Source organism: Ureibacillus thermosphaericus, from assembly GCF_012396605.1.
Classification (GTDB): Bacteria; Bacillota; Bacilli; order Bacillales_A; family Planococcaceae; genus Ureibacillus; species Ureibacillus thermosphaericus.
The window spans coordinates 140,635-157,160 of record NZ_JAAXPW010000002.1 but is presented as its reverse complement, the minus strand read 5'-3'; the positions used below and the strand labels follow the sequence as shown (position 1 = coordinate 157,160).

Annotated in this window: 17 protein-coding genes; 10 read left to right on the top strand and 7 right to left on the bottom strand. The window is 36.1% G+C overall.

Going from position 1 to position 16,526, the window contains the following annotated elements:
- The first annotated feature begins 34 nt into the window (after positions 1 to 34).
- The 4 genes from HF990_RS02085 to HF990_RS02070 all read left to right on the top strand — a co-directional run bounded on the left by HF990_RS02085 (position 35) and on the right by HF990_RS02070 (position 4,275).
- The gene (locus tag HF990_RS02085) at positions 35 to 340 is read left to right on the top strand and encodes a hypothetical protein (RefSeq protein WP_016838776.1); all 306 of its coding nucleotides are present in this window, start codon (positions 35 to 37) and stop codon (positions 338 to 340) included.
- A 15-nt stretch (positions 341 to 355) separates the two neighbouring features.
- Positions 356 to 805 (top strand): hypothetical protein, encoded by a 450-nt coding sequence (locus tag HF990_RS02080; protein ID WP_168411892.1) that lies wholly within the window; start codon positions 356 to 358, stop codon positions 803 to 805.
- Between the two features lie 90 nt (positions 806 to 895).
- Positions 896 to 2,245, top strand: a complete 1,350-nt coding sequence (locus tag HF990_RS02075; RefSeq protein WP_168411891.1) for an S-layer homology domain-containing protein — start codon at positions 896 to 898, stop codon at positions 2,243 to 2,245.
- Positions 2,246 to 2,274: 29 nt separating this feature from the next.
- Positions 2,275 to 4,275 carry a hypothetical protein gene (locus HF990_RS02070; protein WP_168411890.1) on the top strand — a complete coding sequence of 667 codons (2,001 nt, stop codon included), beginning with the start codon at positions 2,275 to 2,277 and terminating at the stop codon, positions 4,273 to 4,275.
- 53 nt (positions 4,276 to 4,328) lie between these two features.
- Here the strand turns inward: HF990_RS02070 and HF990_RS02065 are convergent, their stop codons facing one another.
- The gene (locus HF990_RS02065; RefSeq protein WP_168411889.1) at positions 4,329 to 4,853 is read right to left on the bottom strand and encodes a hypothetical protein; all 525 of its coding nucleotides are present in this window, start codon (positions 4,851 to 4,853) and stop codon (positions 4,329 to 4,331) included.
- 99 nt (positions 4,854 to 4,952) lie between these two features.
- Here HF990_RS02065 and HF990_RS02060 point away from each other — a divergent pair, with 99 nt between their 5' ends.
- Both HF990_RS02060 and HF990_RS02055 read left to right on the top strand, forming a co-directional pair.
- Entirely contained in the window at positions 4,953 to 5,528 is a 576-nt protein-coding gene (locus tag HF990_RS02060; RefSeq protein ID WP_168411888.1) for a TetR/AcrR family transcriptional regulator, read from the top strand.
- A gap of 68 nt (positions 5,529 to 5,596) precedes the next feature.
- Entirely contained in the window at positions 5,597 to 6,316 is a 720-nt protein-coding gene (locus HF990_RS02055) for a glycerophosphodiester phosphodiesterase (protein WP_168411887.1), read from the top strand.
- Between the two features lie 350 nt (positions 6,317 to 6,666).
- Here the strand turns inward: HF990_RS02055 and HF990_RS02050 are convergent, their stop codons facing one another.
- Positions 6,667 to 7,695, bottom strand: a complete 1,029-nt coding sequence (locus tag HF990_RS02050; RefSeq protein WP_168411886.1) for a DUF2804 domain-containing protein — start codon at positions 7,693 to 7,695, stop codon at positions 6,667 to 6,669.
- 214 nt (positions 7,696 to 7,909) lie between these two features.
- On the opposite strand from HF990_RS02050, the gene HF990_RS02045 reads away from it, so the two are divergent.
- Together HF990_RS02045 and HF990_RS02040 are read left to right on the top strand one after the other, a co-directional pair.
- A complete protein-coding gene (locus tag HF990_RS02045; RefSeq protein ID WP_096550180.1) occupies positions 7,910 to 8,443 on the top strand; it encodes an amidase domain-containing protein in 534 nt (177 codons plus the stop codon).
- Positions 8,444 to 8,591: 148 nt separating this feature from the next.
- On the top strand, positions 8,592 to 9,188 hold the full coding sequence (locus HF990_RS02040) for a nitroreductase family protein (protein ID WP_016838786.1): 597 nt from the start codon (positions 8,592 to 8,594) through the stop codon (positions 9,186 to 9,188).
- 110 nt (positions 9,189 to 9,298) lie between these two features.
- On the opposite strand, the gene HF990_RS02035 is transcribed toward HF990_RS02040, so the two are convergent.
- Complete coding sequence (locus tag HF990_RS02035; RefSeq protein ID WP_168411885.1) at positions 9,299 to 10,072, bottom strand: LytR/AlgR family response regulator transcription factor; 774 nt, start codon at positions 10,070 to 10,072, stop codon at positions 9,299 to 9,301.
- Positions 10,073 to 10,087: 15 nt separating this feature from the next.
- Positions 10,088 to 10,729, bottom strand: a complete 642-nt coding sequence (locus HF990_RS15280; RefSeq protein ID WP_157782654.1) for a sensor histidine kinase — start codon at positions 10,727 to 10,729, stop codon at positions 10,088 to 10,090.
- Positions 10,730 to 11,815: 1,086 nt separating this feature from the next.
- Between HF990_RS15280 and HF990_RS02025 the strand changes: the two genes are divergently transcribed.
- On the top strand, positions 11,816 to 12,670 hold the full coding sequence (locus HF990_RS02025; protein ID WP_184656208.1) for a fructosamine kinase family protein: 855 nt from the start codon (positions 11,816 to 11,818) through the stop codon (positions 12,668 to 12,670).
- A gap of 134 nt (positions 12,671 to 12,804) precedes the next feature.
- On the opposite strand, the gene HF990_RS02020 is transcribed toward HF990_RS02025, so the two are convergent.
- Positions 12,805 to 13,332: a DUF2179 domain-containing protein gene (locus HF990_RS02020; protein ID WP_016838790.1), complete on the bottom strand. Its 528-nt coding sequence runs from the start codon at positions 13,330 to 13,332 to the stop codon at positions 12,805 to 12,807.
- A 233-nt stretch (positions 13,333 to 13,565) separates the two neighbouring features.
- Between HF990_RS02020 and HF990_RS02015 the strand changes: the two genes are divergently transcribed.
- On the top strand, positions 13,566 to 14,195 hold the full coding sequence (locus HF990_RS02015) for a GyrI-like domain-containing protein (RefSeq protein WP_016838791.1): 630 nt from the start codon (positions 13,566 to 13,568) through the stop codon (positions 14,193 to 14,195).
- Positions 14,196 to 14,358: 163 nt separating this feature from the next.
- Here the strand turns inward: HF990_RS02015 and HF990_RS02010 are convergent, their stop codons facing one another.
- Together HF990_RS02010 and HF990_RS02005 are read right to left on the bottom strand one after the other, a co-directional pair.
- Positions 14,359 to 15,255 carry a DMT family transporter gene (locus tag HF990_RS02010; protein ID WP_016838792.1) on the bottom strand — a complete coding sequence of 299 codons (897 nt, stop codon included), beginning with the start codon at positions 15,253 to 15,255 and terminating at the stop codon, positions 14,359 to 14,361.
- 347 nt (positions 15,256 to 15,602) lie between these two features.
- Entirely contained in the window at positions 15,603 to 16,499 is an 897-nt protein-coding gene (locus tag HF990_RS02005) for an Rpn family recombination-promoting nuclease/putative transposase (protein ID WP_016838793.1), read from the bottom strand.
- Positions 16,500 to 16,526: the final 27 nt, after the last annotated feature.

Here is a 16,526-nt window from a genome sequence, read left to right as displayed (position 1 = left end):
ATTTGGGAAGAGGTTTTCAAAGTTACGACTAGACGTGACTTATAAGTTTGTTATGCCGCTCATACCAAAAGAAGATTGGTATAACACCGTCGATGATATTTCGATACTTGCCTTTTTCCAAGGCTATCCTTCCCAACTGGATACAGTGTTTTATCATAAGTATGCCTTTGTTGGTTCTCGCTTGAATTTTAAAGACCGTATTTTAGCAGGAGAAGTTGATGGATATAAGCGATTTTGGTATGAGTCATGCGAATTCCCTTATCAAGCAGATGAAATCTATTCATCTAAAAGGGATGCTGCCAAAAATGGATATAGCGAAATGGATTGTCTAAATAATTAGAAGGGGTGTTGCTTTATGGTGTCCTTATTAAAGGAAGAAACTCATTCACAACCGATTGGAAGTATCACTTGTACATTAGTCACTCCTTTATATCGAAAAGAGGGTGATAGATTAATTGAAAGCAAAGAATACTTAGATAAAGGAACCACGAAGTATTTATACCGTGTTGAAGGTAATATCGGCGAAATTGAAGGTGGTTTATACATTAAAGATATAGATAGGAAGCAATTCATTATTAGTCTCGGAGAACTTGAAGTATTAGGCGATCATGTTCGGACATGTTCAAGAAATGGCATCATCCTACGCAAGCTCAAAAAAGGAATGAAATACAGAGTTGTATCCATTCATCAAAAAGAAAACGGCGTTATGATATACGGAATAAATGACAAAGAATTTATTAGTAGCGACGAAGAAATTACTTTTCAGAAGTTTATTCCACAACTCCCTTTGACGAAGCATGTTTAAAAGCGTAACAACCGAGCGAAATTTGCGACTATCGACATATAAGGTAAAATAAAGGTATAGAAAGAAGTTTCTAGGAAGGGAGTCATGTATATGAAACTATGTAAGAAAAAGTCATTTATCGCAGCATCCGCATTAGCATTGGCTTTAACAGTACCAACTGTTTTCAATCCAATGGTGAATGAAGTAAATGCTGAAACATTACAACAAGAATTACGCACACCGGTTTATACGGTTGCGGCGGTAAAAACATTCAAAGACGTACCGACAACACATTCGTATTTTGAAATTATTAACGAGATGGTAAACAAAGGCATTATTACAGGCTATGAAGATGGCACATTCAAGCCGAATCAAATGATTAGCCGTCAACATGCAGCGGTCTTAGTTAGCCGCGCAACAGACCTAAAACCAACTGTACCATATCAACAATATCGGGATATTCCATCAACACATGTTTACCATGACCAAATTAAAGAACTTCAAATGGCGGGTATTTTTGATGTGGATAGTAGAAGATTCTTTAATCCAACTCAAAATATGACGCGCGGCGAAATGGCGAAAGCGTTAGCCATTGCTTTCAATTTGGATATTCCAGAAAAGGTAGCGAAAAGAACGTTCAAGGATATTTCAGAATTACACCAATACGCTCCATACATTGAAGCACTCTACAAAGCAGGTGTAACAACGGGGTATGAAGATGGTACGTTCAGAGCAGAAGAACCGCTTTCTCGTATGCACTATGCAGTATTCATGTACCGAGCAATGAATAATATCGGCTTACCAAATGAAGAGGAAGAAGTTAAAGAAGATGATTATTCAGACTTAATTGATCTAAATACTTCTAATGAAATTGCAGAAAAACTTATTTCAATTTATAAAGAAAATGAAGATGTGTTTACAGAAAGAAAACCATTTAATGTAAAATCGTTCCAATTAAATCCTATCAACTTAAAAATATATGAAGAGGGATTAGATGAATTACGGTCGTTAGGACTTAAAATACAGCCAATGTCTAATTATGCCTACACTTCTCAAATTCAAGTTACAAAGGAAGGGTACAAAAATCCGACACGTAGACTTACCAACAAATTGTTATATTTCAACGGTGATGGAGAGGACATGGGAAAAATCAACTTTGATTACCGAGAAAAAGAAGCAGAACAACTTGCTCAAGCATGGTTAAGAATTGCGTATCCAGAACATTTTGTAGAAATTTTAAGTCCAATGATTACACAAAAAGTGGCTGAAGCAAGACCAAACGCCAATAATGTTGAGTTCGATAATATGGAGTTAATTTATATTGATGGTTACGAAATACAAATAGGTGTAAACCAAGCGAGAGAGGAATTCACTCTTCATGTACGTGAACCACAATATAAATGCTTAGAGTTTGACGGATTAAGATGTAAAAAACGAGATTTAGCTAATCCATTATGGTAAGCCTCTACCCTTTTGGAAGGGGGTGAAAAATGATGAAAAAGGGTAGAGGACATAAAATTAGAATATGGTTTATGATTAGCTTTGTTTTTTTATCAACCTTCTTACCTTATATGCCGACATTACCAACTATTATTGCAAACGCAGCAATGATTACTCCGCCCGATTCATCGGTTGATGAAAACACGTTACTCACTCTTAATCCATCATTGGATGGAAAAACTCATTGGTATTATGACGGGTTAGTAACGGTTGTCAATCAAGATTCGGGAAATACATTAGGTAAAGTACGTCGTTATAGAGCGTCAGATGGTTCTATTACACGTTTAATGGTTAGTGGGGAACTGGCGGGTGACCAATGGGTAGATGTTCTTGCGGAGAGTCCGAATCAAGTTTTTGCGGAACTTCGAGATAACTATACTTATTATTGGTTTCAACCACCATATCCGAAAACAGGTTTCGGACAGTACAAATTCTCTGATTTACTAGATGTAGCAGGATATGAGTATTCAACGTCAGGGAATACAATCTATATTTCAAATACTTCAAATCCTAAAGTAACAAAATTCAACATAGTAGAACAACCAACTACAACGGGTTGTTATCCAAGTAGTTCTACAATAACGATTGAATTTGAAGTAGAAGAATATATGCCGATATCAAATAAACTTCACAATGTCCAAATTTTTGGATGGTGGGATGGAGCAGATAATCCGTTTTTAATCTATTCAAAATCAGATGTGAATGCGAGTGGAGGGCGATTTAGCGATAAAGTAACGGTCGAATTAGCTACACTTCCGGGAACTCTTAAATTATTTATGAGAGCTTCTGACGGTGCATATCGTGTAGACCAAGACAGTAAAGCACAAAACGTTTCGCTTCCTGTCGCTTATCCAATTGCGGAGAAGTTAGTAATTTGCTCAGAACTTGATACGCCATCTGATGGTGGAAGTATTCCGATGTATGATTGGACTGAAAATACTTTGTTAGATTCAGATGGATTAGGCCCAGATCCACTTGCTCGTTCCAATAGTCAAATGGCGAATCATCTAGGACAACGCCCGTGGTTCGGACCCTTACGCTATCCAACGATTTACCATGGTCATGTAGATGATGGTGCAACGCCCTTGCAAGATGTGAATAACTACCATAATGTAGAAGGGCGATTTGGGATGCATAAGGCTTTTATTTATAAAAAACCGTTCTACTATATTATGGGACCTGTTGACGTTGATTTTGCGACACCATACGGACCAGTGCATCCTAGTGTTGAAACCGAAACATATAACGTACAGTTAGTTTCAATGTTTAGCGAAAAAGACGTTGAAGATATGTTTAATGGAAATCCAGAGTATGTTTTGAATAAAACACCAACATATAATATTAAAACATATACAGAACAAGCACTCGGAACATATTACTACATTCGAGATTTAGCCGCTTATAGTGGGGGTGAAGCATCGAATAATTGTACTGATATTAACGATACGTGTCTAGAAATCTATCGGACAGATTACCCTGATATTACGACTTTTACTTTACGTAATACAAACGATTATTCCGCACCGAATAAACCCATATTTATGGATTTTGCTGGATTTGAGTATGTTGCAAATGACCGATTTGGCGAAATTCGAAATTGGGTTGATTACACGTTAGAGGTTGTAGAAGGACCTTCAATTGTTGGACAAAAGGTTGAAGGGCGACTCATAACGAATAAAGCGATTGACAATGCAGAAAAACCGCACATGAATCGCTATGATGGAAGTTACATCAGTCCAAGTGCCTTAACGAAAGTAACACCAACTGCGGAAGGAACATATAAGGTACAATTAACGATTACTGATGCGGTTATGCGTACAACAACTGCGACAATTACCTTCATGATTGGTCCGAATGGCGGGCCTGGTGCCCCAGATGGTGGTGGAGAATATGGTTCATGTGCAGTCAACATTACGACAAATGCAACTCAAACTATACAAAGCTCCCCAGCGGATATATCACCAGTATTTGAAATCTCTAGTATTATCTAGTAACAATCAATAAAAATACGCACCTTGTCTAACAAAGTACGCAAAAATTATCCTCATTTCTTCTCTTTTTTTGGAAAGATCACGTATGATAGACAGATGATGAAGTCTATAACCAATACAATAGTCCACAAATTTAAAACACGCATAAGTGGATCAATTTCTTCCCCAACATACCATATCATAAGGCCAAGGAGGCTACATCCAATGATATACGCTAAAAGATGGCGGCCCCACATCTTCATTTCATAAACAGCTTTAGCCTTGCCATATAATATTTTTTTCTTGGAAGGCTTCTTTAATATCCAACTTTGGAATTTGCTGTCCGCCCAGGCAATCATAGATTTTCCGTAAGCAATAGAAACTCCAATGTAAATAGCAGCAAGACCATGGGCAAAGCTTGCTGTGGCTCCGTTTTTCAAATCGATTGCAGTAAGTACTAGCAAAGCAAAATCTATAACGGGTGTAAGTAAGAAAAAGAAGATGCTGAGTCTATTTCGTTTCCATATATATCGTGTGAAAAGCCCTGCAATAATCACAATCCAGAAAGCAATTTCAGCGGCAATGATCCAAAAAAGCATTCAATAGCTCACCTCACATTTTTTTAATACATCTGTATTAAAATATTACTACGTTTTATTATTTAATACAACTGTATTAAATAATGTTATAATAAAATCATGCCAAAAATTGTTGACCATGAAGAAAGAAGAAAAATCATCGCGAAAGCAACTTGGAATGTAATTGCACGGGAGGGGTTAGGAGGTGCTTCAGTTCGTTCTATTGCAAAGGAGGCGAATCTTTCATTAGGAGCTGTTCGTCATTATTTTCAAACGCAAGAAGAACTGTTGGAGTTTGCGATGCAGCTCGTTCAAGAACAAGTAACAGAACGAATAATGGAGCACATCCAAAGCCATCTTCCTCCTAAAGACCAAGTGCTCAATATATTAATGGAGTTGATTCCTCCTGAAGAAAAGAAAATAGAAATGCAAGTATGGCTAGAGTATATCTCCTATAAAATTCGCAAAAAGGAGTTACAAAAAGAATCAGTGCATGAAGTTATTGTGGAGATTTTACACCGCTTGCAAAAAGCGGGTTTATTAAAAGAGGATATCCTTTTGGAAGAAGAGATTGTTTTGTTGCATGCGTTAATTGACGGAATTGCTTTACATATTTTAATGGGGCTGGTTCCAATTGAAAGAGGCCGCATACGCTATTTATTGGAGAAAGAGTTGAATCGAATTTTTGTGGAATAGTTAAACGAAGAGTGCAAGACAGCCTACATGAACAGAGTGAATCACATCTATGTGAAGGGAGTTACTTCATGCACATTTTTGCCCATAGAGGCTATTCATCAAAGTATCCTGAGAATACACTCGCAGCTTTTAAAGCGGCGGCAAAGCTGAAGATTACCGGTGTCGAGTTGGATGTTCATCTTACAAAGGACAGAAAAATTGTTGTCATTCACGATGAAAAAATTAATCGAACGTCCAATGGAAAAGGATACGTTAAAGACATGACGTTGGAAGAATTGCGGAAGTTTGATTTTGGTTCTTGGTTCCATCCAAAATTCCAGGGCGAAAAAATCCCTATATTAGCGGAAGTGCTTGATTTATTCAAAGATACTCATCATAAGATAAATATTGAATTGAAATCAGATAAATTTCTCTATCCAGGGTTGGAAGATCTTGTCTTACAAGAAGTAGATCAATTTCAATTAAGAGATCGGGTCATTATTTCTTCCTTCGATCACGAAGCTGTTAAGCGAATGGCAGAGCTAGCACCAGATATTGAAACGGCTCCGTTGTTTTCTTACAGCATATTAAACATGAAGTGGTACCGGACTTTATTTCCAGCAAATGCTCTTCATGTAGCATACAGGGCAGTGAGGCGACGTCCTGTATTGGAGGCTTTGAAAGTTGGGATACCTATTAGGGTATATACAATCAATGATAAAGAACAAGCGAAAATGTTACTGCATTTAGGAGTGGCAGGAATCATTACGGATTGTCCAGAAGAACTGTATGAAGTTCTAAAGAAATAATTAATAAAGCAAACCTCTTTGAAAGAGTCGAGATTCAAAGAGGTTTTTTCTATTTTCAAGATTGAAAAGGTAACTGGAAGAGAAAAATTGGTGAAATTGTGATGGAACAATTAGGTGGGAAGAGCAAGGTAAAAGTTTCCAATTCTATTTTGGCGAATGAAAATAAACAATTAATCATGTAAATTAAATGAAAAAAGAGCCTAACCGAAAAGTGCCAAACTTTTGGTCAGGCTCAAATTCTTTTATTCAATCTTTTCGTGCGGTGGTTTACATCGTTGCAATTGTTTTGTGAAAATACGTAAGCGTCAGTCAGTAGAAAAGCATCAACATAAGCTTTTAATTCACTTTTGTTACCACTTAGCAACGTGTTCCTCAATGCAGCCTAACATTTGTTGAATGATGAGGGTACTTCCATCTTCCAATTTGACTTTACCGTTATAATAGCCAACTAGCTGATGCACTTCTGATTGCACAAGCTTTAAATCCGTTTTTGCTACCCTTTCAAAAAATGGATGGAAGGTAAGCATGATGGAGTCGGTAAACTTTGTTGTAATGTACCAAGGTTTTTTGAAATTAGAGCGATCATATTCAAAAATGACGTCTTCATGGATTTTTGTCATTTTTCCATCTACGAATACAGCGTTTTCTGTCATACCTGTACCGTCCGTCCACTTACCTCCAAAATTTAACCCTACTCGCTTATTGCGAAGTCGCTGGGAAGCATTTGCCCAATTCCATATCACTTCCCGTGGCCAGACACCTCTTCCAAAATCCAATACGCTAAAACATTCTTCCTCATGAAACTCATATCGCTTATTTCCAAGTTTGATAAATCCTTTCGTCGGCAGTATGTGATGCTTTGCGGTAAATTGAAAAGTGTGGCGGTTCCATGGCACGACGACATTCAACGATTCGTCGCCAACAGGATGCAATATCTTCAAATTAACATTTAGGGGCTCGTTATCAAAGTTATCGCAACTGACCGCTAGCAATGTTTGATTTTGAAAATAAGAGATATTGACATTGATTTCGCTGTTTGTAAATCGAATTGGTTCAAGTACACGAGTTGGCATTTTTAATTTTTTTACAACGCCTAATGGAATTGTAACGGTTTTTTCAAAGAAACGTTGAGTTTCATATTCTAGAAAGTAAATAAAGCAAGAAACAGCGTAATCAAAATGACAGATCGTAACAGAAAATAATACATCTTCTCCGTAACAACACCAATAATTCCATTTCTTCTTTCGCATAAAATGTCCAGATAAATTACATTCGATAATTGGTTTTCTAGCATAACCAATAGCAGCAGGATTTAAATTTCCCTTTTTATCGCATAAACTAGTCCACTCAAAAATTTCTCTTTCAGCATGCTGCACCAATGTCAACATCCTCTCAATCCATAATTCAAAAGAATTCCCTAATAAATATATGATGAAATTTCAAAAATTTACCATGAAAATAATGTGGATACATAGATATTCATAAATAATATTGTATCAGAATTTTACAATTTTTTCTTGATTAGAACAATATGTAGGAAGTTCAGAAAACAGCGATTTATTCATAAGATGATGGAAAAAAGGAGGTAAGCAAATAGCAATTTATTACAATCGGCAAGCAGCTGTCGATTATGCAAGAACTTGGTGGGATTCGTTTAATCCAAATTATCCTATTTTTACAGTGGATTGTACAAATTTTGTATCACAAGCGCTGCGTGCAGGAGGAGCTCCGATGTCAGGTTATCCGAATCGAAACAAGGGTTGGTGGATTACGGATGGCTGGAAAGTTGGAGCGAGAGAATACTATTATCCAAATGAAACATGGAGTTATAGTTGGGCGGTTGCTCATAGTTTAAGATGGTATTTGGAGAGTTCTAAAGCAGGGTTAACGGCTAAGCGTGTTTATACTCCTTCCGAATTAGAACCTGGAGATGTAATTTTTTATGACTTTCAAGGGAATGGAGTCATCGATCATAGCACTATTGTGACAAGCGTGATTGATGGTGTTCCTTACGTTCATGCCCATACAGGACCTAGTGCGGACCGACACTATGATTATTCCAATTCATATGCCTATACGCCAAATATACAATATTATTTCTTTAAAATAGATGATATATTCTATTAACGTTTTCGACCGAATAGGAAGTGTGTTATATAATAAAGAATAGAGGCTCTAATAATGGATATTTAAATTCAACAAGTTTTGTGATAAGGTTGTTTGGAGATAAACGTAATAAAGTTCAACCTATATTTTTAAGGAGAGTAATGAACGAATGAATGAACAAGCGTTAACGGTAAGAGAAGCCATTATCGGAAGACGATCGATTAAAAAATTCAACGGACAGCCTGTAGATCGAGCGGATTTATTGCAAATTATAGATGATGCCGTTTGGGCGCCAAATCATCAAAACCGTGAACCTTGGCGACTTGTCGTGGCATGTGGTAAAGAACTGTTCCAACTTCATGATTTACTGCGCAATACAACGATTCCGGATTGGAGAACGCTTTCGGAGGAAGAAGTAGAAAAACGCATGCAAAAATTCACAACACCAGGTGGTTATGTGTTTGTGATTGTTCCAGAAGACCCTCGCCAAAAGGAACGATTAGAAGACTTTGCAGCAGCATGTGCACTCATTCAAAATATGATGCTTCTAGCATGGGATTACGGCATTGGATCTTGTTGGAAAACTCCGGAATTTTTAGATAAACCAGATTTTCGTAAAGCACTAGGAGTAAAGCCTGGAGAACGAATTGTAGGCATGGTGCAATTTGGTTATTTTGATGAACTGCCAAAAGGAAAAGATCGTAAAAAATCTGACGAGATTGTGACAATTTTTGGTGAGAACGAAGAAGAGCATAAAGAAGAATAGATGCAATGATTAAAATACGAAAAAAATGCGCCTCCGATTTGGTTAATGCAAGCAAAACAATTCGGAGGCGCTGATTTTTTAATCAACCTGACGACTTAAGGTTAAGTGGGTCAAGCTTCGATTTTCTGTTTTTCTAAACAATTGCATAAAAATTCATCTAACCGTCTTTGCATAAGACGCAAATTGCGATGAGAAACTTGGCATATACCGCCATTTGTCATAATGACAATGCGATCTTTTTTATTTATTTCTTTTACATGCTGTAAATTGATGACGTAACTTTTGTGGCATCGGAAAAAGCGGTCATCAATTTTCTCAATTTCTTTTAGTTTCCCATAATACTCATAACAGCCATTTTTTTCATAGAGCATGATTTTATGAATGATATGGGATGTTTCAAAATAGTAAATATCGTCCAATAAAATATTTTTAATTTTTTCTCCTATTTTAATTTGGAAAATGGGTTCTTCCTTCGATTCACCCAGTTGTTTATAACGCTCGAAGGCCACTTTTAAAGCATCGATAATTTGTTTTGATAGTAGAGTGGGGCTATCTTTTACGATAAAGTCCAATGCAGCGATTTTATACGAAAAAGTAAGTTGAAGTTGATCTGCGTGTTGTGTAATAAAAATAATGTTGGTCAATGGATCTTTTTTGCGTATTGCAGCAGCTAACTCTAAACCCCTCATCTTTTCATTATTTAGCTCAATGTCGAGAAAATAACAATCCCCTCGTTGCTCTTCAATAAAACTTAACACATCCTCGGCATGCCCTGTAGATAATACAATTTCTATACTAGGTTCATGAAAAGTTGAATATTTTAAAATTTGAGATTGAATAAATTGTCGATGTTCATAGTTATCTTCACAAATTACAATATTCACACTCGGCACCTCCGTCTAGCGAAATTCTAATTCTTGGATAAACCATCCATTTTCGATGCGAGTATTCATAGTTGCATTCGGGTATTTATGCAATAGTTTTCTTACATTGACAAGTCCGATTCCGCGTCCTTCCCCTTTTGTAGAATAATATCCTTTAAATAATAGATTCATATCCGGCATTTCATCAAAAGTATTTTTTATGACAATTAACATTGATGAAGGAGTTTGAATGAATCCAATTTGAATTTGTTTAGTAGATGCTTTTTCACTTGCTTCAATTGCGTTATCAATTAAGATTCCAATGATTCGTGATAAGTCAATCATATCAGCGGGAGCTGTATGGACCTCTTCCGGAATTTCTAGATGAACATTTATCCCTAATTGTTCAGCAATGAGCAGTTTTGAAGCGATTAACCCCTTTAACTCCATGAGTTTTAAGTTTTTAATTTGGCAAAATGCTTTGTTGGTTAGGAGTGTTTGCTGTTCTACTTTTAAGATTCGAGATTGGAAATAATGTTTTAATCCTTGTATGTCTTCTGTTTCGATAAATGTTTGCAGTGTAAAGAGGATATTAGCATAATCATGGCGAAAATGCTTCATATCTTCATTAATTGTTTCAAGCGCAACAATATAATTTGACAACTGATTCTGTTTCACCATTTCCATCTTTAAATGCTGATTTTTGTGGAATTGACGTTGCAACAAATACAGCACGGTCAATAGAATAACGAGATACAGAAATTGTGTAAAAAAATAAACATATATCCAAAAACTATCTACCATTAATGTGCTAAAAAAAATGTTTATCAGAAACACTATGAATGAGGAACATAAAATAAAAAAAATAAATAATTGCATATTCATAGTGAAATTAGTAAATTCAATTCCTTTATTTAATCGCTTGAAGAAAATATATACAAAGATTACATTTAATAGAATCATAAAAACATGCTCTAGCCAAGCGAAAGCGTTTAACTCAATTGGCAACATGAAAATTTTCGTTAGAGAGTATGAAATCATTTGTCCAATAATTAGTAATAACACATGATAGAGAGCTTTAGTTGTTCTCGTAATATAGAAAAATACAACACAAATCGTAATGAATGATATAAAAATCCCAACCCAAACAGGAAAAAAATAATATGAGATGAGGGAGGGAAGCACAATCAAAAGCATGATATAAAATACATTTTTTAATGAAAAACTAATGTTTAACGTGTAATGAAGGGCAATAATCGTGTATAGAGTCCCAATCAGCCCTAAACTATATTGGATAATATGAATCTTCCTCTCTAAAGGAAAAAGTAAATTTCCTAGAGTATCTATCAAAATATCTATTTTTCGGAATTTTATAATTTCATAATTTTGCAATTTTTATGGGATAAATATACTATCAAAATAATGATAACAAATATAAAAAGATATTCATAAGAAAACTCATAATCGTTCTATTTAACCTCATTAACGTTATTGATAATCAGTTGAAAATCAACGAGATTAGAGAGTTTATCTATATTGGAATAATAATGAAGGAAAATATAAACGATCCAAAAAAGTAGTGAAAAAGAACTATGATTATTATTTCGGAAAAGATAATTTTATATGGATGAAAGACTTGATTATATTGTTTGTATCTTAAAAAAGAACATTAGAAAAGAAACCATAGTAATTTTGATTTATTATTTTTATATGAGGATAGTATTAATCGATAGAACAATGATAAGGGTGGTCAAATTGATTACGATGATAAAAAAAGGATTACAAACGATTTCACCCCACGAAAAAATTCAAGAAATTCATCCAGTATCCGGCGGCGATATTAATAAAGCATATTATGTGCTAACAAATCAACATGAATATTTTGTAAAGCTGAATCAACAAATGAATATCGGCTTTTTCCAATTTGAAGAGCGCGGGCTGAAGATGATTCAGGGGACCGGTACAATCAATGTACCAAATGTATTAGGTTGCTTAGAAATAGAAGGCATTCCCATGCTTTGGCTAGAGTGGATTGAAGGGAAAAAGACTTATGAAACGGATGCGCTATTAGGAGAACGTCTAGCAACACTTCACCTTGCCGATGCAAAAGGATATGGTTTAGAAGGGGAAAGTTATATTGGAAAGTTGCCGCAACAAAATCGATTGATGGATGATTGGGTGGAATATTATAGGGACGTGCGTTTAGTTGGCCAATGGAAGCGGGGAAAAGCTTCAGGTACAATGGGACAGACACGCGAAAAAAGGCTTGTAAAACTGATGGAGAGATTAGATGAGTGGATTCCGAGAACACCAAAGTCTTGCTTATTGCATGGGGATTTGTGGGGAGGTAATTGGATGACGGGTCCGGAAGGGGTTCCGTATTTAATTGACCCTGCAATCCTATTCGGAGATCATGAAATGGAACTTGCTTTTACGGAATTATTCGGTGGTTTTTCTCGACGATTTTACGAGGCATATCAATCGGTATTCCCGCTTTCACCAGAATATGAAGAGCGCAAAGAATTGTATCAACTCTATTATTTATTAGTACATTTAAATATGTTTGGGGAATCATATGGTCCATCGGTGGATCGCATATTACGCCGATATGTAGGATAAAAGCATATTATAGGGGTGTCTAGAAAGTCGTATAACTTTCTAGACACCCCCACTTGTCCAATAATCTTTTACTCTTTGCTTCTGCGGTTGTCGAGACAAGATTCCGCAATCTTCGCTGTCTCAAAATGAATTTGTTATGAATGATTTTTATGTTTTTTCATTCGATCAACAAGGAAACCGCCTTTAAAGGATTTCGGTTCATAGGAAATAATGAATGCTTTTGGCTCGATGGAGTTAACGAGTTCAAAGAGCTCTTTCTCACGATTTCGTTTTGCTAAAATTTCATATTTGTAACGTTCGCTGTCTCGTCCTTCACCAACGTAGGTTGTAACAGCAAAACCGTTGGAGCGGAGTGTATTGATTAATTCATGGTTTTTCGTTTGAGTATTGATGGTTACATACACGTAACCAATCGCTAATTTATTTTCAATTTTCGTTCCTAAAAAGATCCCTAATCCAAAGCCGACTGCATATACAATCATTGCAAGAAAACTTTGATCCCCGCTGAATACGAGGGAAAGCCCAAAGACGTAAATGAGCATTTCTAACGTTCCAATCATTGCTGCTAGGAACGTTAAGTTTTTGACTAAAAAGATTGTGCGCAATGTAAGCAATGGAACATAAATCAACTGTAAAACTAAGATGAGGAGAATATTTGTCATCCTTAATCCCTTTCTTTAGCGATTGTCGCTTTTAGTATTGTACTAATAACTAGGCATTGTCTAAGATACTTATATCCATTGTAGCTAAAATGCAAAGAATTTCCTGATTGTGTCAATAATTTGAGTGAAAGTGTTTCTTCAGTGAATGATTTTAATCCGTTTCCGGTAATGCTATGCAATAATATTGATATTAACAGAAGATAAAATGTTTTGTAAGAAAAGAGTGATAATAAATGAGTAAATTTGAATGGAGAAAACATTTAAAAGAACTTTACTTGCCCGGTACACAACCAACCACTATTCATGTGCCATCGATGAAATTTTTTACGATTGATGGCAAGGGAAATCCGAACGAGAAACCATTTCAAGAGCATATCGAAATTCTTTATGCTTTATCCTATGCGATTCGAATGATGCCGAAAAAGGGGATTACGCCGGAAGGGTATTATGAATATACCGTGTTTCCATTGGAAGGGCATTGGGATTTGGATGAAGAGGGGAGAACGAAAGATTATTTGGATAAAAATCATCTCGTGTATAAATTAATGATTCGGCAACCGGATTTTGTAACGGAAGAATTGTTTCAATATGCACGGGATACGGTGAAGAAGAAAAAGCCGGATTTGGATGTCAACCAAGTTCAATTTGAAACGATTTCGGAAGGGTTATGTGTACAAGCGATGCATATCGGCAGTTTCGATGATGAATGGGAAACTTTCGAACGGATGGAACAGTATTGTGCAGAAAATAACTTAAAGCGGGCAGAAAAAACCCATAAAGAAATCTATATTTCAGATCCGAGAAAAACGGCACCGGAAAAATTAAAAACAGTGTTAAGGTTTAAAGTGGAAGAAATGAAATAGGGGTTTATCAGTTATTGTAGCTTAGGATAAAATGGTGGGTCTCCGTGCAAGGATATTTTGATTACTTTCACTGGCTGATTAGCAGAATGTTAGAGGGGCATAGCAGAAAGTAAATGAAACTGCTATGCCCATTGATTTTATTTGGCATGAAAAAGAAATATTTTTATTTATTTAATGAAGTTTCCAACGAGCCAGCCTCCATCTTCCTGCTGCTAGTCCAGTTCACTAAGAAGATTCCAGTAAATATGCAAAGACCTCCGATGGTCACATACCAATTAATCGTTTCATCTAATATTAACCATCCAGAAAGAACCCCGAAAAATGGTGCCAAGAACAAAAAGGCGCTTGTTTTGCCGGGATCGCCTTTTTGAAGCAAATAAAACCAGCCTGCAAATTGGACGATGGATGCCATAATGGCGAGCCACAATACGATAGAAATGGATGTGCCGGTTATTCGGAAGTAGGGATTTTCTAAAATCAGACTTCCAATTAACAATATGATGCCGCCAAATAACATTTGGTAGGCCGTCAATACCCATGTATTAAATTCATTTCCCCATTTTTTTATGAGCAATGTGCCAATTGCCCATGAAACTGCAGATAGAAATGCGAGGATCGACCCGATTTCAAAACTTAACTTCGCCCCAAGGGTTATGAATACTCCAATAAAACCTAATATCACACCTGTCCATTGGCGTAGGTTATACGATAATTTCATAAAAATCGTTCCAAAGATAACGACTAAAAGTGGGTTCATAAATGTTAATATGGAAGATTGCCCCGCTGAAATTGTCCTTAAGCTGAGAAAGATACATGACATAACGCCAGCTGTTTGAAAGGAACCGATGACAGCGATTTTGATCCATTGGAAAAAGGCTTTAGGATGAGGGATTCTTAATAATCGAACAGCGATGGCCATAATCACTCCTGCTAAAGAAAAACGTATGCCGACTAATAAAAGCGGTGTTGTATATGAAAGGCCAATCTTACCGATAGCAAAAGATGAACCCATTAAAAAGGTTGTTAAGATGACTAACATGCTAAAAAGCCATTTGTTCATTTAAAATCCCTCCCCATAGATTGATCCATCATTAAGCAATAATAGGATATAAATTTAGAAGATTATTAATATTCGATAAATTAAAATCAAGAGATAGACTATCATTACATATTCGTATTAGTCAACTAGTAGACATTGAGAAATATGAACAGAGGGGGATAAAATAGTATGGTTTCTACGTTTCTATAGATATTTGGTAAATTGTAGAGGGCAGATTAGCGAACGAAAGCAAAATAAAAAGCGTTGCAAAAACGAACGCCTTTAGAACACATCAGTCCAAATAAATAACCCCATCATCGACAATAGTTTATTTCAACAGAACAACACGCATGCTTTGAAGAATATAACTACCTTAATTCTTGAATCTCCTTTAGAGATAGCCCAGTGATTTTTGAAATGGATTGGATATCCATTTGTTCAGCAAGCATTTTTTTTGCAATTTCCATTTGCAGCTTTTTTGCTCCTTTTTCAAAGGCTTCATCTTCACGACGTTTTGCTTCCCGCACTTCCACCTCCTCTTCAAGTGTTTGCTTCAAGCGTTCCTCATAGACTTCCATTTCATCTTTTGACTGGCTTAACTCTTTCCAACGATTCAACGCTGCTCGAATGTGGTCATCCCTTAAAGAGATTAGATCTAACTCTTTATAAATGTCGTTATATACATTTCCATTGCGATGGTCAACGATTGCGAGCAGTAAAAGCCATCTTGCCTTTGCGTCGTTCCAAGGATCGATTTTTTTCGCTTCAAAATCCCGTATTATTTTTGGATATTCGATGAAATGCAATTCGAATACATCGGGGAGGGGAGTGCCAGTATGTTGCTCTTGCAAAAGATAAACCGCATGAAAGTTTTCGGTTTGATTGAATAATTCATAGCTTAAAAGGTTGATGAAAATAACAGGTTGCAAGTCGTTTTCACTTTGTTCTGCATAGGCTTTCGTTGCGTAATAAAGAGAGCGTTTTACAATATCGAAACGATTAAAAAAGTTAATTAATATATGCAGTTTTTTGCTGTCTTTTGTAATACCGATAAAATGGACGGGTGCTAGTATATTTTCTTCATAAAAGTAATTGGATGGAACGGTGATGCGTTGAATCTTTTGTCTCGGCTCTCGGTTCAGGATCTCATTTAAAAAAGTGAGCGTCACGTTATGATGCTGTTCCCAGCCAATCACCTTTTGGAAGGCAACATCAATTTTCAAATCCATCAATTTTTGAAGAGCTGCTTTTTTATAGTTGCTCAAACTCATCACCTCGTAGGAATCAGGAAT

Bases quoted from the DNA above. Each gene is read 5' to 3' on its own strand.
- HF990_RS02055 (WP_168411887.1), top strand. From the start codon at position 5,597: ATGCACATTTTTGCCCATAGAGGCTATTCATCAAAGTATCCTGAGAAT.
- HF990_RS02015 (WP_016838791.1), top strand. From the start codon at position 13,566: ATGAGTAAATTTGAATGGAGAAAACATTTAAAAGAACTTTACTTGCCC.
- HF990_RS02075 (WP_168411891.1), top strand. From the start codon at position 896: ATGAAACTATGTAAGAAAAAGTCATTTATCGCAGCATCCGCATTAGCA.
- HF990_RS02040 (WP_016838786.1), top strand. From the start codon at position 8,592: ATGAATGAACAAGCGTTAACGGTAAGAGAAGCCATTATCGGAAGACGA.
- HF990_RS02060 (WP_168411888.1), top strand. From the start codon at position 4,953: ATGCCAAAAATTGTTGACCATGAAGAAAGAAGAAAAATCATCGCGAAA.
- HF990_RS02020 (WP_016838790.1), bottom strand. From the start codon at position 13,332: ATGACAAATATTCTCCTCATCTTAGTTTTACAGTTGATTTATGTTCCA.
- HF990_RS02065 (WP_168411889.1), bottom strand. From the start codon at position 4,853: ATGCTTTTTTGGATCATTGCCGCTGAAATTGCTTTCTGGATTGTGATT.
- HF990_RS02080 (WP_168411892.1), top strand. From the start codon at position 356: ATGGTGTCCTTATTAAAGGAAGAAACTCATTCACAACCGATTGGAAGT.
- HF990_RS02010 (WP_016838792.1), bottom strand. From the start codon at position 15,255: ATGAACAAATGGCTTTTTAGCATGTTAGTCATCTTAACAACCTTTTTA.
- HF990_RS02070 (WP_168411890.1), top strand. From the start codon at position 2,275: ATGATGAAAAAGGGTAGAGGACATAAAATTAGAATATGGTTTATGATT.
- HF990_RS02025 (WP_184656208.1), top strand. From the start codon at position 11,816: ATGATAAAAAAAGGATTACAAACGATTTCACCCCACGAAAAAATTCAA.